Origin of the sequence: Streptomyces sp. NRRL S-118, assembly GCF_000716335.1 — a bacterium.
Lineage (GTDB): Bacteria > Actinomycetota > Actinomycetes > Streptomycetales > Streptomycetaceae > Streptomyces.
The window spans coordinates 81,663-103,795 of sequence record NZ_KL591010.1 but is presented as its reverse complement, the minus strand read 5'-3'; the positions used below and the strand labels follow the sequence as shown (position 1 = coordinate 103,795).

The following is a 22,133-nucleotide window of genomic DNA, read 5'->3' as shown; positions in this document are numbered from 1 at the left end:
GGCTCACCGCCGGACGGGACGGCACGTGGCGTACAGGAAGCCGGGGTGGACCTCGTCGACGGAGCAGGACCAGCCGAGGGCCGTCAGCCGCTCCGTCAGCTCGGCCGGGCTGCGGAAGACCTTCACGATGCGGAAGCTGCGCCCGTCCTGGAGTGTGCGGCGGACGGCGACCTCGGGCTCGGAGTCGTCCCGCTCCTCCAGCCGCCGCTCGTGGTCGGTGACGTCGACGAACTCCACGACACCGTCCGGCGCGACGGCGCTGCGCACGCTCGCCCAGAAGGCGTCGAACCGGTCGTCGGGCACGTGGGCCAGCCAGTGGGCGAAGAACACCGCGTCCCACTGCCGGTCGGGGGTCCAGTCGAAGAGGTCCTGCTGCCGGAACTCGACGTTGTCCAGCCCGTGCCGGCCTGCCTCGGCGATCATCTCGGCCGACCCGTCCAGGGCGGTGACCCGGTCGGCCAGGCCGGACAGGTGGCGGGTCCAGTAACCGGTGCCGCTGGCCAGTTCCAGCACGTCCCCCCGGATGTTCCCGGCACGCAGACGCTCCAGCGCGGCGGGCGCCGCGGAGTCCATGTACGGCACGAAGGTCGTGTCGTACTCGGAGGCCCGGGCCCGGTAGTACGACAGCTGGCTCTCGATCAGACCGTGCGAAGTGGTCATGGGTCCTCTTCCTCGAATTCCGGTGAAAACGGTGGTGCGGGTCAGAGCGAAGGGCCGAGCATCGCCACCAGGTCCTGCGGGCGGAGGAGCATCTTCTCCTTGAAGGTCTCGTTGAGCCGGCCGCACTCGATCGACTCGGTGCCCGCCGCCCACATGAGCTCGACGATCTCCCACCACAAGGCGTAGTAGGGGCTGAACCGCAGGTCGGCGCGGCCGCGCACGTACCCTCCGGCCCACGCCTGCAGGCGCTTGTCCTCCAGGAAGCAGACGGCCACGGCGAGCGGTTCGCCGTCGTTCTCGCGCACCTCCACGACCCGTACCGGTTCGTCGAGTTCCCGCAGGAACGCCGCCAGCTTCAGCGGGTCGTAGTACTTGGGCGAGCCGGTCCGGGTGGCGCTGGCGGCGATCAGCTCCAGCAGCGGCACCAGGCCCTCGTGGTCCGCCCGGTGCACCCGGGCGTGCGCCTGCTCCCGGTACCTGCGCAACTGGCGCTGGTAGTCACGCCGTACCGAGCGGCGCATCCCGGCGAGGTACGCCTCGCCGTCCGGCGCGTCGGACCGGTCCAGTGTCCAGCGGGCCACCAGCTCCCGGCGGCGGAACCCCTTCCGCTCCAGGGTCCGCACCAGCGGATGGTCGGTGCCCAGGTTGGCGAACCCCCACTGCGGGGCGTCCAGTTCGGCGGCCCGGGCCGCGAACGCCCGCGTCAGCGCGTCCAGGGCCTCGTCGTCCGCCGCCAGCAGCCGTGAGTCCGGGGAGTGCCACATCGGCGACAGCAGGGCCTGCTCGCCGTCCGCCATCCCGAGCAGACCCAGCGGATCGCCCTGCAGGTAGGTGGGCGCGGCGGCGACGAGTTCGCCGTCGCGGCGCACCTCCAGATAGCGCGGCTCGCTGATCCGCTGGACGGGATGGTGCTCGTACGCCCGCAGGAACGCCCGGGTGTGGAACACCGGGGCGTCCAGCCGCGCCACCAGCCCGTCCCAGTCCGGCGTGAGACCGTCGGCCGTCGCGGTCTCCCGTACGTCGAGCGCCGCCGGGGCCGCGGACGGCGCCACGGGCGCGGTGCCGCCGGCCGGGCCGCCCAGACAGGCCGCGACGGCGGCGGCACAGGCGTCGACGTCGGCCGGTTCGACCGGCCCCATGTGCCCGATGCGCAGCACCTCGTCCTTCCAGGGACCGCGTCCGGAGGACACCCAGGTGTCGTGCTCGGCGGCCAGCGCCTCGCGCACCCGCACCGCGCCCCCGTCCGGCAGCCGCACCGCGGTCACCGTGGGGGAGCTGTGCGCCTCCTCGGGAACGACGGCGAGCCCCTGGGCGCGCAGGGCGTCCCGGCACCGCCGTGCCGTGCGGGCATGGCGCTCCCACACCGCCTCCACGCCCTCCTTCTCGATCGCGGCGAGCGCCGTGTCGAGGGCGTACAGCACCGACAGGGCCGGCGTGTACGTCGTGGTGCCGGCCCGGGCGTGCTCGGCCGCGCGGGCGAGGCTCAAGTAGTAGGAGCCCTCGCCCGGTTCGGCCGCCCGGGCCAGCGCCCGTTCCGAGACGGCGACGAGGGACAGCCCGGGCGGACAGGCCAGGGCCTTCTGCGTCACGCCCACCGCCGCGTCGAGCCCCAGCTCGTCGAAGCCGATCTCGACGGCGGCCAGACTGCTCACCACATCCACGAGGATCAGGCAGTCGCTGACCGCCCGGATCGCCTCCGCCCACGCGCGCAGCGGTGCCACCACACCGGTGGAGGTCTCGTTGTGGGTGAGCAGGACGGCGTCGTACCCCGCGGTGAGGCGCTCCGTGATGCGGGCGGTGTCCACCACCTGCCCCCACGGCGCGGCCAGCACGTCCACCACGGCGCCGTGGTGCTCCGCGATCTCGGCGAACCGCTCGCCGAAGTAGCCCAGCTGGACCGACAGGACGCGGTCGCCGGGACGCAGCAGGGACGCGGCGACCGCTTCGAGACCGCCCGTCCCCGAGCACGTCAGGGGCAGGACGGTGCCGGCGGTGCCGAACAGCGCGCCCAGCCGCGGCGCGATGCCGCCGAAGAGGTCGCGGAAGCCGTCGGAACGGTGGCTGATCATCCGGGTCGTCATGGCGGCGAGCGTGCCGTCCGGCACCTCGACCGGCCCGGTCACCCTGTAGTTGCGCATGTCGTGCCTCGCTTTCGCTCGGTGCCGGCGCCGAGGACCGTCTCCAGCCCCGCCCGCGCCTCGTGGCGCTCCAGACGCACGGGCATCCCGGACATCCGGTCGGAGGACAGCCCCTCCGCCACGAGCAGGTCGTACGGGGCGTGCCGCGCGCCGGCGTAGGGGAAGGAGGCGCGCCGGGCGAGCAGGGCCCGCAGCACCCCGGCCAGGTCCGTGCCCTGCTCCTGCGCCCCGAAGAGCTCCCGCAGCGTGCCGACCGCCTCCCGCACCGCCCCCCGACCGCGCGGGTCGGTCACCCGCTCCGGCCCGGCCGCCTCCACCAGCGGGGCGAGCCAGGCCAGGTTGAGCGCGCAGGCCAGCCCGTGCGGGATGCCCAGGTGCGCGGTCAGCGGGTACGACAGCGCGTGGGCGGCGGTGGTCCGCGTGAGATCGATGGCCTGCCCGGCCAGGGTGGCGGCCCGGCTCAGGGCGTCGCGTTCGGCCGGGGACGGCAGGTCCCCGGCGTACCGCAGCACGGGCAGCAGCGAGCGCAGGGCCGCGACGGCGTGCTCGCGGGACACCGCGGTGGACCGGACCGACCACAGCGACTCGACGGCGTGCGCCAGCGTGTCGAAGGCGCACGTCCACGTGAGGTCCGCAGGGCACGTCTCGGTCAGCGCCGGGTCCACGACGGCGATGTCGGCTCGGGCCGCCGGGGTGTCCAGGGAGACCTTGCGGTGCCCCCGGTAGAGCGTCGCGAACTGCGTCACCTCGCTGCCGGTGCCCGCCGTGGTGGGGACCAGCAGCAGCTCCGGCACACCCTCCGGCACCGGCCTGCGGCCCGCGATCACCTCGTCGGCCGCCCCGGCGTCGCCCGGCAGGACCCGGGCGGCCTTGGCCACGTCCAGGGCCGAACCGCCGCCGATGCCCACCACCAGGTCGGCGCCGGACGCCCGGCGCAGCCGGGCCGCCTCGACCCCCTGCGCCACCGTGGGGTTGGGGTGGAACGCGGTGAACGTGACCGCGTCCGGCGGCAGCCACGCGGCGACCGGAGCCCGCAGCAGGGCTCGGCTGCTGGCGACGACCAGCACCCGCCGGCCCTCGCTCAGCCCGGTGACCCTGCCGAAGCTGCCCCGCCCCGTCAGCAGGACCGTGTCGCGCCGGTGGCCGGAGTCCCGCGCCACGGGCGGGCTCATGGCAGCTCCCCCGGCTCGGCACCGCCGCCACCGGCCTCCGCCGCGGCCGCCTCCCGGAAACGGCCGGCGATGAGCTCCGGACCGAGCGACGCGGTCGCCCGGGGGTGCACCTCGCCGGGCGTCGGCACGACGGTGAGCGCGAGGAGCACGGGCCCCTCGGCGGTCAGCGCGGAACGCAGGCTCCCGGTGAGGTCCGCGGGGGAGTCGCAGGTCAGGACCGTGCGGTAGCCGAGCCCTGCGCCCAGGGAGGCCCAGTCCAGACCGGCCGAGGTCGTCGGCTGGCATCCGGTGGACTCGTAACAGCCGTTGTCCACCACGACATGGGTGAGGTTGCGGGCACCGGAGGAGCCGATGGTGGAGCCGCTCCCCAGGTGCATGAGGAACGCGCCGTCGCCGTCCAGGACGACCGTGCGCCGCTCCGGGCGGGCCGTGGCCAGCCCGAGCCCGACGGCACTGGCGTGCCCCATGGAGCCCTGCATGTAGAAGGTGTCCGGGCGGTCCCGCTCGTGGTGTGCCTGGCGGGACAGGTAGCCGGTGGTGGTGACCATCAGCTCGTCGGTCAGCTCCGCCATGAGGGCGGCCACGGCCCGCGGCCGGGTGAGCCGGTCGTCGGCCGGGGCCCCGGCGGGGTACGCGTCCGCGGCCTTGCCGATGGCGCCCCGGGGCACCAGGAGGAAGAACGGCCTGCCGTGCGCCCGTGCGTCCGCGGCCTGTCCCAGCGCCTCCTCGAGTTTCCCGGGCCACAGCACGGCGTGGGGCACGTCGAGCGTCTCCAGCAGCGCGACGGTGGAGGTGCCCATGGCGGCGTGCTGCGGCTCGTCCTCCGCCGGGTCGGGCCAGCCGCGCAGGGTCATGACGACGAGGACCGGCACCCGGTAGGGGAGCAGGAGGGAGGTGAGCGGGTTGATCAGGTTGCCGAAACCGGAGTTCTGGCACAGCACGGCCGAGGTGCGGCCCGCCAGCTCCCAGCCGGCCGCCAGCGCGAGGGCGGCGCCCTCCGAGGCGGCGGGCGTCAGGTCACCCGCACCGTCGAACAGCGCCCACGGCCCGGCGAGGTGGCCGCACGGCACCCCCGTCACCCGCTGCACCCCGTGGGCGCGCAGCGCCGCGACGAACTCCTCCGCGGTGATCCGGTCGCTCATCGGTCGAGGTCCAGCCACTGGTCCATGCCCGAGATGGCGAAGATGTCCTTGACGGACGCGATGCGCGGCTCCACGGGCGCGGTCGAGCCCTCGGCGAGGACCGTGGCCCAGGTGCTGCGGATGGCGGTGATGGCGGCCCGCATGCCCTGGTTGGCGTAGATGACCATGGAGATCCCCGCCTCCTGCGCCTCGGCGGCGGAGAAGTCCGCGTAGGTCGTGGGGACCACCACGACCGGGGCCCGGTGCTGCCACTCCTTCATGAAGGAGACGACCTCGCCGGAGTCCACCGCCTTGGAGTGGACGAGGACGGCGTCGGCCCCCGCGTCGACGTAGTGGTGGCAGCGCGTCAGCGCCTCCTGGAGGCCCAGTCCGCAGATGAACGCCTCGGTCCGGGCGATCAGCACGGTGTCCGAGGACACCTGGGCGCGCTTGGCGGCCTCCAGCTTCCGGCCGAACTCGTCGACCTCCAGCAGCTTCTGGCCGGAGTTCACGAAGCTGTTGCGCTTGGGGAAGATCTTGTCCTCGATGCAGACCCCGGCGACGCCCGCCTCCTCGTACCGCATCATCGTGTGGGCGGCGTTGAGGACGCCACCGAAGCCCGTGTCGCAGTCGGCGACGACCGGGACCGACACCGAGCGCTGCATGGCGACGGCGGCGGACAGGTACTCGGCCATGCCGAGGAGGCTCACGTCCGGCAGCCCGTGGGCCGCGGAGATCTCCAGCCCCGACGCCCACACGGAGTCGAAGCCGGCTTCCTCCGCGAGCCGGGCCGACAGCCCGTCGTGCGCGCCGGCCACCCGGACGAGCCGGCCGTTCGCGAAGGCGTCCCGCAGCGTGGCGGCACGCGAGCCGGGCAGGGTGGATGGTCCGTACGAAGCAATGGTCATTGGTATCCCCTCAGTGATGGGTGACCTCGCGCGCCGCAGCCGTCAGACACGTGGTCAGGCGGTGGGCGGCGGTCAACAGAACCTCATGGCTTTCGGCGACGCACAGCCGCAGGAACCCCGGCATGCCGAAGGTGGAGCCCGCGCGCAGACCGACCCCCGCCCCGCTGCGCAGGGCCCGGCACAGCTCCTGGTCGTCCCCGGCGCCGAGCAGCCGGAGTTCCAGGGCCTCGGAGGCGTCGAGGCAGAGATAGATCCCGCCGGCCGGCGGAACCGGCCGCAGGTACGGGACGGCGGCCATCGCCTCGACCGCCTCGGCGCGCTGCCGGGCCAGCTGGGCGGCACGCCGGGCGACCCCGGCTCCGGCGACGGCCGCGCCGGTGCCGCCCGTGCCGTTCTCGTAGGCGAGGACCGCCGCCGCGGCGGCCTGGGCCGGTCCCGACACGGGCCCGGTGGTGTGCTCCACGATCTCCCGCACGGCCGCCCCGAGCGCCGGTTCGGCCCACACCCAGCCGATGCGCAGCCCGGCCAGGGCGTACACCTTGGACGCTCCGCCCACGACGACCTCGTACGGGCCGGGCAGCAGCCGGGTGTCGATGTGCGATCCGTACGCCCAGTAGATGTCGTCGACGATCAGCCGGACGTTCCGTTCCACCGCCCAGGCGCGCAGCTCCCGCAGCCGCCCCTCGTCGTAGCAGGCCCCCGACGGGTTGACCGGGCTGTTGACCAGTACGGCCCCGGTCCGGGGCGTCCACGCCGCGTCGAGGCGCGCCGGGTCGACGAGCAGTCCGTGCAGCGGGTCGCCGGGCACGGTGACGGGCAGCGCTCCGGCCTGCCGGATCACCGTCGGGTAGTGGCTCCAGTGCGGGGCGGGGACGAGGACCTCGCGCCCGGCCGCCGCCGCGGCGACGGCCGCGAACAGCCCGTGCCGGGCACCGGCGGTGATGGTGACGTGGTCGGCGTCGGTCGCCGCACCCGTCCGGCGGGCGTAGTGGTCCGCCACGGCGGTACGCAGATCCGCCCGGCCGGGACCGGGCGCGTAGCCGGACACCTCGGGCGACTCCGTCGCGCGACGGATCGCAGCCCGCGCCGCCTCCGGCAGGGCTTCCAGGATCTGCCCGGACGACAGGTCGATGACGGGCGGCCCGGTGTCCTCCCGGACGGCGGGGGAAAGGGCGGGCGAGGAGCCGCGCGGGCCGCCGGTCACGCCTCCTGCCCGTCCCGTGCGCCGAGCGGCTTGATCCCGGTCAGCTCCGCGATCCTCCCCAGGTCCCTGACGACCGGGGGCAGCAGCGGGATGCCGCGCGCCGACCGTTCCTCCGCGCACCGGTGGCGGCGCTCGCCGGGCAGCCGTACGGGCACGTCCTCGTCGGCGCGCCGGGCGGCGCGGATCTCCGCGGCCATGGCGTCGACGTCCCGCGTGATCCGGCCGGCGTCGCCCAGCGCGGCGAGGTCCAGGCACAGCACGAACTGGCCGAGGTCCGCCCCCTGCGGACCGTAGGTGTGCTTGCTCCAGCTGGCTCCGGTCAGCGGGCCGCAGAGCAGCTCGGCGAGGAGGCCGATACCGGACCCCTTGTGGCCGCCGTACTCCTCGCCGAGCCCGCCGACCGGCAGCAGGGCGTAGCCCTCCCTGGCCTTGAGCCCCGCCACGACCCGCGGGATGTCGGTGGAGGTGGCGCCGTCGGGGCCCACCGCCCAGCCCGGCAGCATCGGCTTGCCCTCCCGGTCCAGCCGCTCCAGCTTGCCGCGCGGGACGATGCTCGTCGCCGCGTCGTAGCACAGCGGCTCGCCCGCGGTGGGGACGGCGTAACTGACCGGGTCGGTGCCGAACATGGGCTCGGCGGCGCCGGTCGGGGCCACCTGCGGCGTGGCGTTGGTGGTCACCATGGCGAAGGTGCCGGAGCGCGCGGCGCGTTCCGTGTACCAGCCGGCGATGCCGATGTGGTTCGAGCGGCGCACCGCCACCGCCGCCACGCCGTGTTCCCTGGCGCGCTCGACGGCCAGGTCGACGGCGAAGCACAGCGCGGGCTGGCCCAGCCCGTTCTCGGCGTCGACGACGCTGACACCTCCGTGCTCCCGCTCGACGCGGGGCCGGGCGCGGCCGTTGATGGTGCCGTTGCGCAGGCCCTCCACATAGCGGCGGAGCCGGGCGACGCCGTGGCTGTCGACCCCGGCGAGGTCGGCGGCCACCAGCACGTCGGCGGTGAGCGTCGCGTCGGCCTCGGTGGCGCCGACGGACGTCAGCGCCTCGATGACGAAATCGGTCAGTGGCTTCCTGCCGACCACGGACGGGCGGTCGGTGCCGTCACTGGCGTACATAGGGCTCCAGCATCCTTACGTCTGTTGTCCGGACGTGTCGTTGCGCGAGCGGTGGGCAGGTATCCCCGCCGCTCTTCGTGGTGCTCGGCCGTCAGGCGGCGGCGACCGCCCAGGTGTGGCAGGCCGCCGCCGCGGCCCGGGCCAGTCCCTCGTGGAGGGCGGGCCCCACCAGCGGGGCGTCCAGGGGCGGGTCGGCGGCCAGGTGGACGGTGACCAGCGGGCCCGCCGCGGCGGCGTCCGCCTCGGCGCGCGCGGCGACCATGGCGGTCGGCAGCCCGCGGTCCCGGCGCAACCGGGCGATGGTGCCCGGCAGTTTGCCCTGCCAGGTGCCCGGGTCGATGGCGCCCTCCGCCGTGATGACCAGGGCCGCCGTCCCGATGCTGCCGCCCGGGTCGGTGATGCCCAGCAGTGCTTCCGTGCCGCTCTCCGCCGTGGTGGACGCCACCGCGGACAGCCCGAACCCGATGCCGCCGCCCGCGCCGTACCAGGGGGTGCGGAAGCGGTCCGCCGCCGTGTGGTCGCCCGCGTTCGCCAGCAGCGAGGTCAGGTGCTGCAGGGCCCGGACCGCGGCGGGGCGGTTCTCGGCGGTGACGCCCTTCTGGGCGCCGAAGGAGTCCAGGTTGCCCGACAGCGGTGTGCGGACGTCGGCCAGCAGCCGCACCGTCACCCCGTCCAGCAGCCGCCGCGCGGCGCTCAGGTCCACGCGCACCGCGTCCGGAAGGCGCTCCGGCACGGGCTCCACCTCGTGCCCGTCGCGGTCGAGGAACCGTGCGCCGAGCGCGGCCAGCGCCCCGGCGCCCCCGTCGACCACGGCGGTGCCGCCCAGGCCGACCAGCACCGTGGTGGCTCCCGCCGCGACCGCGGCGGCGAGGGCCTGGCCGGCCCCGGCCGACGTGGCCCGCAGCGGCCGCAGTTCATGGGGGCGCAGCGCCCCCAGTCCGCAGACGCCGGCCGTCTCGACGGCGGCCGTGCGCCGGTCCAGCGCCAGCCAGTGCGCCTTCCGCGTCCGGCCGAGCACATCGACCGCCTCCACCGGATGGCGGACGCCTCCGCACGCGGCGTACAGGGCATCGAGGGTGCCGTCGCCCCCGTCGGCGAGGGGCCGCGCCACCGGCCGCACCCGCGGCCGCACCCGGCGGACGCCGTTGATCAGCGCGGCCGCCACCTCGCCGGCCGAGGCGTACCCGCGCATGCAGTTGGGCGCCACCACGATCTCCGCGGCGGGCGCCGGGCCGCGGTTCATGACCGTCCGTCGGGGTGGCGCCGCACCCAGGTGCGCAGCAGCAGGCGCGTGTGGTCGGGCTCGTCCTGGAACTCGGTCCGGCCGTGCAGCAGCGAGAGGTTGTCGAACAGGGCGAGCTCCCCCTCCCGCAGCTTGCCGGTCAGGACGGCGGGACTGGAGGCGATCAGCGCGTCGAGCGCGTCCAGCGCCTCGCGCTGAGCGGTGGTCAGCTCGGGCACGCCGGGGTGGTCGTGGCCGTGCTCGATGTAGCTGCGGAGGTACGTGATGGCCGGGCGCCCCCGCTGGCTGAAGAGCACGGGCTTGGCCGTCGTGGGGTCCTGCCCGGGCTCCTGGTCGCCGCGGCGGTCGAACCGGAACGGGGCCCGCAGGGTGGCCAGCACCTCCGGGTCGAGCGCCCGCTCCACCTCCCGTACGTGCAGGCACTGCAGAGCGCCGCCGCGCACGGACTGGCGCACGCAGAAGAGCGTGAACACGTCCGGCGCGGGCAGCGGTGCCTCCGCGCCGTCCGTGTGCAGGTCGCCGCCGAAGCGGGAGTCCGAGTAACGGGTGCGGCCCCGCTGACTGATGCTCATGCCGCGGTCCCTGACCTCGCGGACCAGCGTGCCCTCCCGGTTCTGCGGCAGCGGTTCCCCCAGCAGGCGCGTGGCCCGCAGCACCGCGCGCTCGCCGCCGTCCCGGTCGGCGGGCAGCCCCGTGAGAACCAGGACACCGGGCCCGTCGTCCAGGTGCTCGCCCACCAGGGCGGCCAGCTCGGCCCGCGCCGCGGCGGCGTCCGCGGTGCTCTCGCCGGCGCTCGTCAGATGGTCACGGAGCGGTCCCGCCACGGCCACCCGTACCGCGTCGAACCCGTCGGTCAGCGTCTGCCCCGGAGTGGTCTGGTGCCCGCCGTCTGTCACTGGCGCCCCCCTGCTTCCTGCGCGGATGCCGCGGGCCGGCCGGCCCGCGGATGTAGGAGAGTTGTGCGGGTAGCCGATTCGGTTGACCGCGGGTTTCCCTCAATTTTTCCTGCGCGTCTCCGGGGCGTGACATGCGGCAGCCCCGCCGGTCCCTGGGGATCGGCGGGGCTGCGGGGCCGGAGGAGGCGTCAGGCGTGTCGTCGGGCCCACAGGGGGGTGACGAAGGCGATGAGGACGGCGGCGATGCCGATCTGGAACACGTGACGGATCCAGTCGATACCGCCGGTGTCGCGCACACCGAACGCACTGGCGAGCGCGTTGCCGGCGACAGCGCCCACGATACCCAGCAGGACCGTCAGCCAGAGGGGGATGGGCTGACGCCCGGGGAGGACGAGCTTGGCCAGCAGGCCGATGATGAGACCCGCAATGATGGCCCACAGAAACGACACGATGACTCCTTCCGTTCACTGCCATGACCTTCGCTGCCCTCCGCGTGCCCGCCGGACGCGGCCGTAAGCATCCGCCTTAGCGACGTTTCCGCACCGCGCCCGGGATCGCCCCCCTGTGCCCGGCGTTCCGCCGGCCGGCCCGGGGCGTCCTGCCGATCCTGCGCCCGGCCGGGAGGATGCCGGCGAGGCCGGCGGCGGAGAGGTGGCGACCGGGGACGCCTGCAGCCCGGTTCGCCCGGCTCCAACTCCCGGGGCGAAGTGCCGCGATGGGCACCTCCCCGCAGGGCGCCATGCGTTGCGGCACGGTGAGCGCGGTGGCGGGCCGCACGGCGTCTGTTGGCCAGGTCCGGGCCGGCGTGATCTTCTGCTTCGGCGTGGTGTCCGCCTCGGGGAGCGGTTCGTCGGACTTCTGCCGGAGTCGGAGTCCGGTCTGCTGCTGCTCGACCTGCTCCACGTCACGGGCGGCATCGCGCCGGCGTGCTCGCTGCTCGTCATCCGTACACGCACCGGCCGCACGACCGTGCCCGCCGGAGGAGAAAGGAGAACCACGATGTCCCCGGAGGAGATCGTCGACGGTCAGCTCGCGGCCTACAACGCCCGGGACCTGGAGCGCTTCCTCGGCTTCTACGCCGAGGACGTGCCGGTGCTGGCCTTCCCCTCGGGAGAGGTCCTCGCCGACCGCTCGGGCCCGGCGTTCCGCGAGCGCTACGCCGCCCTCTTCGCGGCCAGCCCCGACCTGCACGCGGAGCTGGTCTCGCGCGTCACCCACGGCCGGCTGGTGATCGACCAGGAGCGCGTCACCGGTTTCATGGGCGACGAGGAGCGCGCCGCTGTCGCCGTCTACGAGGTCGGCGCGGAGCGCATCGAGAAGGTCTGGTTCGCCGTCTGACCCGTCCCCCTCGCGGAGAACCGTTCCGTTCGTCCCACCACTCCGGCCCCGGGCCGTCCGCCACCCGTGCGGACGGCCCGGGGCCGGGGCCGGGGCCGTCGCGCGGGCCGTCAGCGGTCGCGGGAGCACGGCCACGGTGCCGTACGCACCGGTCCGCCTCGCCACCACCCGTACCGGACCGCCGCACGCACCGGAGGGCCGCAGGGCGTCCCGCGGGCGGACGACGCCGCTGTGCGGGCACTCCCCGGCCGTGCCGCCCTCACAGCAGGTGGCGCACCAGGATCCCGGGGGAGTGCCGCACCAGCAGTCCCGTCGCCAGACCGATGACGGCACCGGCGGCGACATCGCTCGGATAGTGCGCACCGGAGTGCACCCGCTCCACGGCCACCAGCGCGGCCGGCAGCGCACAGGCCGCGCCCGCCCACGGCCAGGGCCCGGCCGCGGCGACGGTGAAGCCGACGGCCGCGGCCGTGTGCCCGGAGGGGAAGGAGGAACTGTCCGGCCGCGGGTGGACGTCGTCGTGGGGGATGAGCCCCTCCGGCGGACGGCGGCGGTCGTACACCTGCTTGCACACCGCGTTGGACAGCAGCTCCGCCAGCCCCATGCCCGCCAGCCCCGCGACCGCGGCCGTCCGCCCCCGGACGCCGCCCGCCGCGGCCATGACGGCCGCCGCGCACCACCACAGCTTGGTGTGCTCGGCGGCGGACTGCACCTTGGGCAGGAACCGGCGCACCAGCGGCGACTCCCAGCCGGCCACGCGGCGGGTCAGTCGCCGGTCCGCTTCCTGCCACTCCACCAGGTCACCCATGACCGCCTGCTTCCCGCCCGGCGTCCCCCACACACCCGGGCAGCCCCGGTGGCTTCCGGGTTGCGGGCGTGGCGGAGCGGGTGTCCCATGGGCGCGTAGCCCCTCCACCGCTGCCCCTCGCCCTCCGTCCCCGGGGACCCGGGCCCGCCGCGCCGCGGCCACCGGCGACGAGGGGCCGGGCGGACGACCCGTCCCGGCATGCACGAACCGCCGGGCGGACGACCCGTCCCGGCATGCACGAACCCGCCCGTGCGTGTGCACTGGGAAGAGGCAGCCGCCGGTGCCGCACGGCGGAGCGCGGGCCCACGGCCCGGGTGCCGGAGCGGCAGGACGTCACCGGGAGACCCGGGAGGAGCCGGTCATGGGCGACCGAAGCAGGGTGACCGTAGGAGTGCTGGGGTCCTACGGCGGCCGGAACGTGGGCGACGAGGCGATCCTCACCGCCCTGCTGGACCGCATCCGGGCCGGGCGGCCGGACGTCCACGTCGTGGTCTTCTCCCGCAACCCCGAGCACAGCCGCGGCGCCCACCCGGACGTCGAGGTGGTCGGCTGGGAGGGCGTGTGCCGGGAGCGCATCTCCGAGCACCTGCGCCGGCTGAGCGTCCTCGTGCTCGGCGGCGGCGGGATCCTCTACAACACCGAGGCACGCCGCTACCTGCGGCTGGTGCGGACCGCCATGGACGACGGCGTACCCGTCTTCACCTACGCCCTCGGCGCGGGACCGCTCACCGACGAGGCGGACTGCGCGTGGGTCCGCGCCACGCTCAGCGACGCGGCCGAGGTCACGGTCCGCGACGAGGAGTCGAAGCTGGTCCTGGAGGAGGCCGGGCTGACCCGGCCCATCTCCGTCACCGCCGACCCGGCCCTGCTGCTGCGCCCCGGGGACGGCGGCGAGGCCCTCCTGCGCGCCGAGGCCGTACCGACCGGGCTGCCCCTGGTCGGCATGAGCGTCCGGGAGCCCGGCCGCGCGGCCGAACACCTCGACGAAGAGGGTTACCACCAGCTCCTCGCCAACGTGGGCGACTTCCTCGTCCACCGGCTCGACGCGCACGTCGTCTTCGTCCCCATGGAGCGCGACGACATCCGGCACGCGCACGCGGTGGTGTCGCACATGGCCGACGCCGACCGCTGCACGGTGCTGCGCGGCAGCTACCGGCCGCAGGAGGTCCTCGACATGGTCAAGCAGCTCGACCTCGCCATCGGCATGAGGCTGCACTTCCTGATCTTCGCCGCGCTCGCGGGGATCCCGCTGCTGCCGCTGCCCTACGCCGGGAAGGTCTTCGACTTCGCCCAGCAGATCGGCGCGCCCGCCCTGCGGGGCGTCGTCAGGGAGACCGCCGGCCTGCTCCTGGCGGAGGTGGACCGGCTGTGGGACGAGCGGCCCGCCCGCGCGGCGCACACGGCCGCCCGGACGGCCGTGATGCAGATGCGGGCCGCCGGGACCGCCGAGCGGCTCCTCGCCTACCTGGACCGCACCGCGCCCCGCCCCCACGACGACAGCCCGGAGCCGACGGCCGCGTCGCCGGCCGGCTGACCCCGCCGGCGACCGGCCCCCAGGAGGAATCGTGTCCCACCTGATGCCGCCCCGGGTCCCCCGGAGCGTCGAACTGCCCCCGCGCCGGGCGCAGCACGCGGGTTCCACCCAGGTGCTGGTCGTCGGAGGCGGCCCCGCCGGCATCGGGGCGGCCCTCGGCGCCGCGAACGCCGGCGCCGAGGTGATCCTCGTCGAGCGGTACGGATTCCTCGGCGGCAACGCCACCGCGGCTCTGGTCATGCCTCTGATGAGCTTCCACAACGAGGTCAAGCAGGCCGTCACCGGGGACTCCGCGCGGCTCCTGCCGCCCGACCACGGCGAGGGCGAGCCGGTCGTCGGCGGTGTGCTGTGGGTGCTGATGGAACAGCTCGTACGGGCCGGAGCGGCGATCCGCCCCTCGCTGGAGACCGGCTACACCGTGCCCTTCGACCCGGAGCTGTTCAAGCTGGTGGCGTACGACCTGCTGGAGACCCATGAGGTCCGCACCCTGCTGCACGCCTTCGCCTCCGGCGTCATCACCCTGCCCGACAAGGTGCGGGGGGTGTTCGAGACGAAGTCCGGGCCGCTCGTCATCGACGCCGACGTGATCGTGGACTGCACCGGGGACGGCGACATCGCCGCCGCCGCCGGGGCGCCGTACGAGATCGGCCGGCCGGAGGACGGCTGGACGCAGCCCATGACGCTCATGTTCCGCATGGCCCGCTTCGACCACGACGCGTTCACCGCGTACGCCCGTGCACACCCGGACCAGTGGAAGGGCGTCCACGGGCTGTGGGACCTGGTCCGCGCCGCCACCGACGCCGGGGAGCTGGACCTGCCGCGGGAGGACATCCTCTTCTTCGCCACCCCCAACGCCGGTGAGGTGGCGGTCAACTCCACCCGCGTCACCGAGGTCCTCGGCACCAGCGTCTGGGACCTCACCCGCGCCGAGTTCACCGCGCACCGCCAGATGGCGCAGATCGCCCGCTTCCTGCGCGACCGCGTGCCCGGGTTCGCCGACTCCTACGTCGTGCAGAGCGGCGTGCAGGTCGGCGTCCGGGAGACGCGCCGGATCCTGGGCGCCTACCAGCTGACGGGCGACGACGTGCTCACCGCCCGCAAGTTCGGCGACGCCATCGCCCGCGGCGCCTACCCCGTGGACATCCACAACCCGAGCGGCCGCGGCACCGTCCTCCGACGCGTTCCGCGAGGCGAGGCCTACGACATCCCGCTGCGCTGCCTGTTCCCCCGGGACGTGGACCGCGTGCTGGTCGCCGGCCGCTGCATCTCCGGCGACCACGTGGCCCACTCCTCCTACCGGGTCATGCCCATCTCGATGGCCACCGGGCAGGCGGCGGGCGTCTGCGCGGCCCTCGCCGCCAGGCAGGGCGGACGCCCCCGCGACGTCCCGGTGAGCGCGGTCCGGCAGGAGCTCCGCCACCAGGGCGCGAGCCTCGCGTGAGGCCCGCGCGGGCCGCGCGGACTCATGCCGCCCGCGCCGCCGCTCAGTGGCGCTCGGGCAGGTCCGCCTCCGCCGGCAGCACCTGCACCGTGCGCGCCGCGGCCGAGCGTGCCGCCGGGACCGGCTTCCTGCCGCAGAACGCCGCCTCCAGCGTGTCGCCGAGCGCCGTGTTGGCCGGGCTACGGTTCGAGGTGTTCGCCATCGCGGAGAGGCTGCGCCGGCCGTCCCGGGTGGCGAAGGCGTAGGTGTAGAAGCCCTGGACCGTGCCGGTGTGCCCGTACACCCGGGTACCGCAGGACAGGTCGTAACGGCGCAGCCCGAGCCCGTAGAACCGGGTGCCGGTGGCGTCCGTCGGGGTCGCCGTCGTCATGGCCTCCAGCATCCCCGGTGACAGCAGCCTGCCCCGCATCAGCGCGGTCATGAAGGTGTTCAGGTCCGCCGGGCTGGAGATGACCGCCCCGGCCGACTGGGCCCACGACACGGTCTGCTCCGTGGAGTCCACGAGCGGCGCGCCGCTCTCGTCCGGGTGCAGGTAGCCGCGCACGTGCAGTCCCCCGATGCGGGTGGCGGGGTGCACGTACGAGGTCTTCCGCAGCCGCAGCGGCTTGATGACGCGGCGCTCGTACTCCTCGGCGACCGGCCTGCCGGTGAGCTCCTCGATGAGCATGCCGACCACCACGAAGTTGGTGTTGGAGTACTTGTACGCGACGCCGGGCTCGGTGGTGCGCGGCTCGGCCAGCGACAGGTCCACCAGCTCCTGATAGCCGAACACCCGGTTCCGCACGGCTTCGAAACCGGGCACGGTCCGCTCGAACATCGCCGTCGTGTAGTCCGCCAGGCCGCTGCGGTGCGCGAGCAGGTGACGCACCGTGATCCGGTCGTCCGGCAGCAGCCCCGGCAGGTGGCGGTTCACCGGCGCGTCGAGCTCGAGCCGCCCCTCCTGCACCAGCTGGAGCAGCACCACGGTGGAGAAGGTCTTGCTGACGCTGCCGATCCGGAAGCGCGCGCGGATGTCCATGGCGGCGCCCGAGACGCGGTCGCGGACCCCCACGGCTCTCGTCCGGACGCCGTCGGGTCCGGTGTACCGGGCCATCGCGCCCGGCGCGCCGTTGGCCACGGCGGCGTCGAGCGCCGCCACCACGCCCTCCATGCCGGGGGCGGGCACCGTGGGAACGCCGGAGGGTGCGGGCGGCGCGGCGGGGGCCGCGTACGCGCCGGGGGCGGGGGCGACGACGGTGGCGAGTGCGGCGACGAGAACGGCACTCACGGCCAGACGCCGGTGCGTCGACAGGGACACGTTGATTCCTTCGGGATTCGATCGTGCGGCGCAGGGTCCGCGTGCGAGGTGGGGACTCCCGGGACCGGCCGTGGCGCGCCGTGACCCGGGCTCATGAACCACGAGGCACAACGGCGTTGTCCGTTTCCCGACACGGGCGGGCCGGCGCGCGCCCGTATCCCGCCACCGCCCCGGGCGCCCCGCACCGTGCTCATCCGCACACGCCGAGGCCCCGCCGTGACGGGGGAACCACGGCGGGGCCACGGGCATCTGCTGCCCGCCGCGGACGCCCTCACACCTGCCTGTTCCGCCAACTCGGGCGCCCGGGACGGGAGACGGCCGTACGGCCGGACGTACCTTGCCAAAAGGTGCGTTAGCCGAAGGGAGCCGGGGGCACACGAGCTCCATCAGTGCCCGGCCGCGACGACGACCGCCATCGCGACCGGGACCGGGCTCACGGAAGGGAAGACGTCACACGATGACCACGGCACGAGAGATCATGACCGAGGGCGCCGAGTGCATCGGTGCGGAGGAGACCGTCCTGGAAGCCGCGAAGAAGATGACCCGGCTCGGCGTCGGCGCGCTGCCCATCTGCGGCACGGACAACAAGCTCAAGGGGATGCTCACCGACCGCGACATCGTGGTGAAGGTCCTCGGCGCCGGCAAGGACCCGGCGGAGTGCAAGGCCGGCGAGCTGGCCCAGGGCGAGGCCGTCACGATCGGCGCGGACGACGACGCGGAGGAGATCCTGCGCACCATGACCGGCCACAAGGTGCGCCGGCTGCCCGTCATCGACGGCCACGACCTCGTCGGCGTGGTGGCCCAGGCCGACGTCGCCCGCGCCCTGCCGGACCCGAAGGTGGGCGACCTCGTCCAGGCCCTGTCCACCGACTGACGCGCGACAGCCCGCCCGCCAAGGCCCCGGCCGGTACCCACCGGCCGGGGCCTGGCCGTGCCGGGGCCGTCCGTCCGGCGTTGCCGCTGAGCCGGGCGGGTGGAGACGGTGCTGAAGACGGCGGTGCCGGGTAACCGCCCTGGTGAGGCGTCCCGCACACGGTGACGGAGGAGACCGGCCATGACCCGTTCGATCGCTGAACAGAACACGGAGGAGCTGGGCGGCACGGCCAGCATCCTGGCCCGTCAGCGCCGCGACCACGCCGAGCTGGAGCGGCTCATGGAGCGGTACGAGTCGGGCGACGGCCCGGAGGAGGAGCGGCGGCGCGTCCTCAAGGACATCGTCCAGCTCACCTTCACGCACGCCTTCGCCGAGGAGACCGTGCTGTGGCCCGCGCTGCGCCGCATCGCCCCGGACGGCGAGGAGCTGACCGCGCGGGTCGAGAGCGAGCACCAGCAGATCAACGACCTGGTCACCGAGATGGAGCGCACCGGCCCGGACGACCCGCGCCACGACGAACTGGCCACCCGGGCGTTCGCGCTGATCCGGCAGGACATCCGCGACGAGGAGGACCTCCTCCTGCCGCGGCTCCAGGAGTCCCTCGACCGGTCCGCCCTGCGCAGGCTGGGGTCGGCCTGGGAGACCGTACGGCGCACGGCGCCGACGCATCCGCACCCGGTGGTGCCGCGGCGGCCGCCCGGCAACGCCGTCCTGGGCGTGCCCCTCTCCGCCGTCGACCGGGCCCGCGACCTGCTCCCGGCGGGCACGCGGCTGCCGAGCGGCCGGACCCTCGCCGTGGCGGCGGCGGCCGTCTGCCTGTGCGTCGCGTGGCTGTTCGCCAGGGTGCTGCGGGCGCGCCGCTGACCACAGTGGCCGCGGGCCGTTTCCGCCGGGCGTGAGGGGCTACTCGCTTCGGCATGGATCGATCATTCAAGCGTTATTCCACGACGGCGACCGTGCGGCGGCTCCTGCCGTCGGCGGACGGGCCCGGACGCGTGCTGCGGGGCGTGGACCGGCTGGAACGGTGGTCCGGGGCCGACGCGCTGATCGGCGCGGTCCGGGCGGCGGTCCGGGCGGCACCCCTGGGGTCCGCGCGTGACGCGCTGCACGGGCGCTGGCTGGGGCATCCGGTGCACCCGCTCATGGTGCAGGTGCCCATCGGCACCTGGCTGTCGGCGGCCGTGCTCGACGCGCTGCCCGGGCACCGCAAGGGTGCCCAGGTCCTCATCGGGGTCGGCCTGGCGGCGGCCGGGCCGGCGGCGGTGGCCGGCTGGACCGACTGGGCCGACCTGCCCAAGGAGCAGCAGCGCGTCGGGCTGGTGCACGCGGCCGGCAACATCACCGCGGTCGCCCTCTACACCGCCTCGTACCTCGCCCGGCACCGGGGCCGGGTGTGGCGGGGCAAGGCCCTGGGCCTGGCGGGGCTGACGGCGGTCGCCGTCGGCGGCGCGCTGGGCGGCCACCTCGCCTACCGCCAGGCCGCCGGGGCGAACCACGCCGAGGAGGTGCCCCACCTCGTCGAGCCCGGCTGGCACGCGGTCGGCGACGTCGCCGACCTGCCGGTGGGCAGGGCCGTACGGCGCCACATCGGCGAGGTCGCGGTCATGGTGGTGCGCGAGACGGGCGGTGCCGTGCACGTCCTGGCCGACCGGTGCAGCCACATGGCGGGGCCGCTGTCGGAGGGCGAGATCCTCGACGGCTGCGTGCGGTGCCCCTGGCACGGGAGCGTGTTCCGGCTGGCCGACGGCTGGAACGTCCGCGGCCCCGCGACGGCTCCGCAGCCGGCGTTCGACACCCGGATCGTCGACGGCCGCCTGGAGGCACGGCTGCGGCTGTCGGCCGGCGCGGATGCCGGTCGTCACGCCGCGTGAGGGCCGCGAGCGACACGGAGCGGAGAGGGGTTGATCGGCATGGCCGGCGGAGTGGTGCAGGGGGCGCACGACCCGGTGGCGCCCGGGACCGGGCGGATCCTGCGGGAAGTGCAGCGGCGCGGAGTGCCTGATGCCGTGGCGCCCGATACACGGCTCATCCTGCGGGAAGGGCAGCGGGACCAGCTCGTCAGTCTGCTGTGGGTGCTCACCGCGGTCGCCCTCTTCGTGGCGCCGTGGGTCACCGGCGAACCCACCACCGCCAAGGACGCCCACCGCAACGAGCTGGGCGTGGGCATGATCGTCCTGTTCGTGGCGATGGCCCGGTTCAAGTGGCACCTGGGCCCGTGGTCGGACCTGACCGTGCTGGCGGCCGGCGTCTGGCTCGTCGTTTCCCCCTGGCTGCTGGGGCTCCGCGACACCGTGATGTTCGCCGACGGGGCCCATGTGTTCGACGTGGCCGCGGGCAGCGTCCTGATCGTCTCGTCGATCGCGTCCCTGCTGCTGTTCCGCGCCACGCGGCGCGGTACGGCCCCTTCGGGACGGCACCGCAAGCGGTGAGCCGCGCGGCGGGGGCCTCCCGCGCCCCGGGGAGCCGGAGGAGACCCCGGGTCCGGGCGGCCGGTGCGCCGGCCGCCCGGGCCCCCGGCTCAGCCGTCCTTGCCCATGGCTTGCGGACCGCGTCCTTCGTCCGGTCCATCGACGCGGCGAGCGGACCGAGCGCGACGTTGGCCGCGGCCGACTCCACGCCCGGGTGAGGCCGCGTCGGCGCCGTCGCCTCCGCCGCCCTGACGCCCCGGGCCATGGACGCGAGCCTCGCGGCCTCGGTGCTGCGCCGGATGTGGGTGAACTCGATCAGCCCGATCTCCTGGTAGAGCTGCCGGCCCCCTTGCCCGGGGTCACGACTGAATACCCCGGAAGGCGCGCACGGAACGGCGCAAAGAAACGGCGCAAAGAAACGGCGCAAAGAAGCGGCGCAAAGACGGGGCCTGTTCATTCCTGGCCGTTCGGTGCGCCCATGCTGCGCGGCGCCGTTTCCGGTCACTCGGGCGGCGGGCGGCCGGTCGGACCCGTTCCCGGACGCGGCGGTGCCTTTTCCCGTGTCCTCGCACATAACGTGGGCCCGTCGCGACGGATCACGCAGTCGCGCACGTCCGCCTTTTCCGTCGCGCCCCAGGGGTTCCCATATGGCCACTACCACCGAGCCGACCACGATCGTCCCGGTGAAGGGGCGAGGCATGGGTCGCCTTGCCGTCGACTGGCTCACCACGACGGATCACAAGAAGATCGGGCACCTCTACCTGATCACCTCGTTCGCCTTCTTCCTCTTCGGCGGGCTGCTCGCCCTGATGCTCCGCGCGGAACTCGCCCGTCCCGGAATCCAGCTCATTTCGAACGAGCAGTACAACCAGACGTTCACCCTGCACGGCACGATCATGCTGCTGCTGTTCGCGACGCCCACCTTCGCCGGTTTCGCGAACGCCATCATGCCGTTGCAGATCGGCTCGCCGGACGTGGCGTTCCCGCGGCTGAACATGTTCTCGTACTGGCTGTTCCTCTTCGGCGGCCTCATCGTCGTCGCGGGGCTGCTGACCCCGGAGGGCACGGCCGACTTCGGCTGGACGGCCTACACGCCGCTCAGCGGCGGGGAGCGCACCCCCTACGTGGGCGGCGACATGTGGATCATGGGGCTCGCCCTCTCGGGCTTCGGCACCATCCTCGGCGCCGTCAACTTCATGACCACGATCATCTGCATGCGCGCCCCGGGCATGACCATGTTCCGGATGCCCATCTTCACCTGGAACGTACTGCTCACCTCGGTCCTGGTGCTGCTGGCGTTCCCCGTGCTGGCCGCCGCCCTCCTCGCCCTGGAGGCCGACCGCCGGTTCGGCGCGAACATCTTCAACCCGGAGAACGGCGGGGCCGTTCTGTGGCAGCACCTGTTCTGGTTCTTCGGCCACCCCGAGGTCTACATCCTGGCGCTGCCCTTCTTCGGTGTGGTGACCGAGATCTTCCCGGTCTTCTCCCGCAAGCCGCTGTTCGGCTACATCGGCCTGGTGGGCGCCACCATCGCCATCACCGGCCTGTCGGTGGCCGTGTGGGCGCACCACATGTTCGCCACCGGTGCGGTGCTGCTGCCCTTCTTCTCGTTCATGACCTTCCTCATCGCGGTGCCGACCGGCGTGAAGTTCTTCAACTGGATCGGCACTCTCTGGAAGGGTTCCCTCAGTTTCGAAACACCGATGCTGTGGGCCATCGGATTCCTGGTGACCTTCCTCTTCGGCGGCCTCACCGGTGTCATCCTCGGGTCACCACCCCTGGACTGGCACGTCACCGACACGTATTTCGTGGTCGCCCACTTCCATTACGTCGTCTTCGGCACCGTGGTGTTCGCGATGTTCGCCGGCTTCCATTTCTGGTGGCCCAAGATGACCGGGACCATGCTGGACGAACGTCTGGGGAAGATCCACTTCTGGACGCTGTTCGCGGGCTTCCACCTGACGTTCCTCGTCCAGCAC

General features: G+C 74.3%; 20 protein-coding genes and 1 pseudogene. 8 read left to right on the top strand and 13 right to left on the bottom strand.

Annotation, left to right across the window (positions count from 1 at the left end; genetic code table 11):
- Positions 1-3: 3 nt before the first annotated feature.
- The 10 genes from dhpI to IH00_RS0118735 form a co-directional block, all read right to left on the bottom strand.
- Entirely contained in the window at positions 4-660 is a 657-nt protein-coding gene (gene dhpI / locus IH00_RS0118780; protein ID WP_039947182.1) for a phosphonate O-methyltransferase DhpI, read from the bottom strand.
- A 41-nt stretch (positions 661-701) separates the two neighbouring features.
- Positions 702-2,798, bottom strand: a complete 2,097-nt coding sequence (locus IH00_RS38965) for an aminotransferase class V-fold PLP-dependent enzyme (protein ID WP_052411480.1) — start codon at positions 2,796-2,798, stop codon at positions 702-704.
- Positions 2,780-3,970, bottom strand: a complete 1,191-nt coding sequence (locus IH00_RS38960) for a phosphonoacetaldehyde reductase (RefSeq protein WP_078887833.1) — start codon at positions 3,968-3,970, stop codon at positions 2,780-2,782. Before IH00_RS38960 ends, IH00_RS38965 begins: the two co-directional genes overlap by 19 nt.
- Positions 3,967-5,112: a phosphonopyruvate decarboxylase gene (aepY, locus tag IH00_RS0118765; protein WP_063835401.1), complete on the bottom strand. Its 1,146-nt coding sequence runs from the start codon at positions 5,110-5,112 to the stop codon at positions 3,967-3,969. Before aepY ends, IH00_RS38960 begins: the two co-directional genes overlap by 4 nt.
- On the bottom strand, positions 5,109-5,999 hold the full coding sequence (locus IH00_RS0118760; RefSeq protein ID WP_031075043.1) for an isocitrate lyase/phosphoenolpyruvate mutase family protein: 891 nt from the start codon (positions 5,997-5,999) through the stop codon (positions 5,109-5,111). The genes aepY and IH00_RS0118760 overlap by 4 nt, the downstream gene beginning before the upstream one ends.
- A 10-nt stretch (positions 6,000-6,009) precedes the next feature.
- On the bottom strand, positions 6,010-7,203 hold the full coding sequence (locus tag IH00_RS0118755) for a pyridoxal phosphate-dependent aminotransferase (RefSeq protein WP_031075041.1): 1,194 nt from the start codon (positions 7,201-7,203) through the stop codon (positions 6,010-6,012).
- Positions 7,200-8,315, bottom strand: a complete 1,116-nt coding sequence (locus IH00_RS38955) for an Ldh family oxidoreductase (RefSeq protein WP_052411478.1) — start codon at positions 8,313-8,315, stop codon at positions 7,200-7,202. Before IH00_RS38955 ends, IH00_RS0118755 begins: the two co-directional genes overlap by 4 nt.
- Before the next feature lie 91 nt (positions 8,316-8,406).
- Positions 8,407-9,558, bottom strand: a complete 1,152-nt coding sequence (locus IH00_RS0118745) for a glycerate kinase (protein WP_052411477.1) — start codon at positions 9,556-9,558, stop codon at positions 8,407-8,409.
- Entirely contained in the window at positions 9,555-10,454 is a 900-nt protein-coding gene (locus IH00_RS0118740) for a TauD/TfdA family dioxygenase (protein WP_031075036.1), read from the bottom strand. The genes IH00_RS0118745 and IH00_RS0118740 overlap by 4 nt, the downstream gene beginning before the upstream one ends.
- A 188-nt stretch (positions 10,455-10,642) precedes the next feature.
- Positions 10,643-10,903, bottom strand: a complete 261-nt coding sequence (locus IH00_RS0118735; protein ID WP_031075034.1) for a GlsB/YeaQ/YmgE family stress response membrane protein — start codon at positions 10,901-10,903, stop codon at positions 10,643-10,645.
- A 550-nt stretch (positions 10,904-11,453) separates the two neighbouring features.
- On the opposite strand from IH00_RS0118735, the gene IH00_RS0118725 reads away from it, so the two are divergent.
- Entirely contained in the window at positions 11,454-11,792 is a 339-nt protein-coding gene (locus IH00_RS0118725) for a nuclear transport factor 2 family protein (RefSeq protein WP_031075030.1), read from the top strand.
- A 259-nt stretch (positions 11,793-12,051) separates the two neighbouring features.
- Here IH00_RS0118725 and IH00_RS0118720 read toward each other — a convergent pair whose 3' ends face one another.
- Complete coding sequence (locus tag IH00_RS0118720) at positions 12,052-12,600, bottom strand: phosphatase PAP2 family protein (RefSeq protein ID WP_031075028.1); 549 nt, start codon at positions 12,598-12,600, stop codon at positions 12,052-12,054.
- A gap of 361 nt (positions 12,601-12,961) precedes the next feature.
- On the opposite strand from IH00_RS0118720, the gene IH00_RS0118715 reads away from it, so the two are divergent.
- Both IH00_RS0118715 and IH00_RS0118710 read left to right on the top strand, forming a co-directional pair.
- On the top strand, positions 12,962-14,134 hold the full coding sequence (locus tag IH00_RS0118715; RefSeq protein WP_031075026.1) for a polysaccharide pyruvyl transferase family protein: 1,173 nt from the start codon (positions 12,962-12,964) through the stop codon (positions 14,132-14,134).
- Between the two features lie 31 nt (positions 14,135-14,165).
- Complete coding sequence (locus IH00_RS0118710; RefSeq protein ID WP_420710888.1) at positions 14,166-15,575, top strand: FAD-dependent oxidoreductase; 1,410 nt, start codon at positions 14,166-14,168, stop codon at positions 15,573-15,575.
- A gap of 43 nt (positions 15,576-15,618) precedes the next feature.
- Here the strand turns inward: IH00_RS0118710 and IH00_RS0118705 are convergent, their stop codons facing one another.
- Positions 15,619-16,872 (bottom strand): serine hydrolase domain-containing protein, encoded by a 1,254-nt coding sequence (locus IH00_RS0118705; RefSeq protein ID WP_031075022.1) that lies wholly within the window; start codon positions 16,870-16,872, stop codon positions 15,619-15,621.
- Positions 16,873-17,329: 457 nt separating this feature from the next.
- Here IH00_RS0118705 and IH00_RS0118700 point away from each other — a divergent pair, with 457 nt between their 5' ends.
- The 4 genes from IH00_RS0118700 (at position 17,330) to IH00_RS42790 (ending at position 20,175) form a co-directional block, all read left to right on the top strand.
- Positions 17,330-17,746, top strand: coding sequence for a CBS domain-containing protein (locus tag IH00_RS0118700; protein WP_031075021.1), 417 nt, complete (start codon positions 17,330-17,332; stop codon positions 17,744-17,746).
- A 180-nt stretch (positions 17,747-17,926) separates the two neighbouring features.
- Positions 17,927-18,610 carry a hemerythrin domain-containing protein gene (locus tag IH00_RS0118695; protein WP_031075020.1) on the top strand — a complete coding sequence of 228 codons (684 nt, stop codon included), beginning with the start codon at positions 17,927-17,929 and terminating at the stop codon, positions 18,608-18,610.
- A 53-nt stretch (positions 18,611-18,663) separates the two neighbouring features.
- A complete protein-coding gene (locus IH00_RS0118690; protein ID WP_078887830.1) occupies positions 18,664-19,617 on the top strand; it encodes a Rieske (2Fe-2S) protein in 954 nt (317 codons plus the stop codon).
- 39 nt (positions 19,618-19,656) lie between these two features.
- Positions 19,657-20,175, top strand: coding sequence for an SPW repeat domain-containing protein (locus IH00_RS42790; RefSeq protein WP_158827860.1), 519 nt, complete (start codon positions 19,657-19,659; stop codon positions 20,173-20,175).
- Between the two features lie 109 nt (positions 20,176-20,284).
- Here IH00_RS42790 and IH00_RS44130 read toward each other — a convergent pair.
- Positions 20,285-20,467 (bottom strand): annotated as a pseudogene (locus IH00_RS44130) (hemerythrin domain-containing protein); the annotation flags it as partial.
- A 385-nt stretch (positions 20,468-20,852) separates the two neighbouring features.
- On the opposite strand from IH00_RS44130, the gene IH00_RS37460 reads away from it, so the two are divergent.
- Positions 20,853-22,133 (top strand): cbb3-type cytochrome c oxidase subunit I (locus IH00_RS37460; protein WP_420710887.1); only part of this gene is annotated, 1,281 nt, incomplete at its 3' end.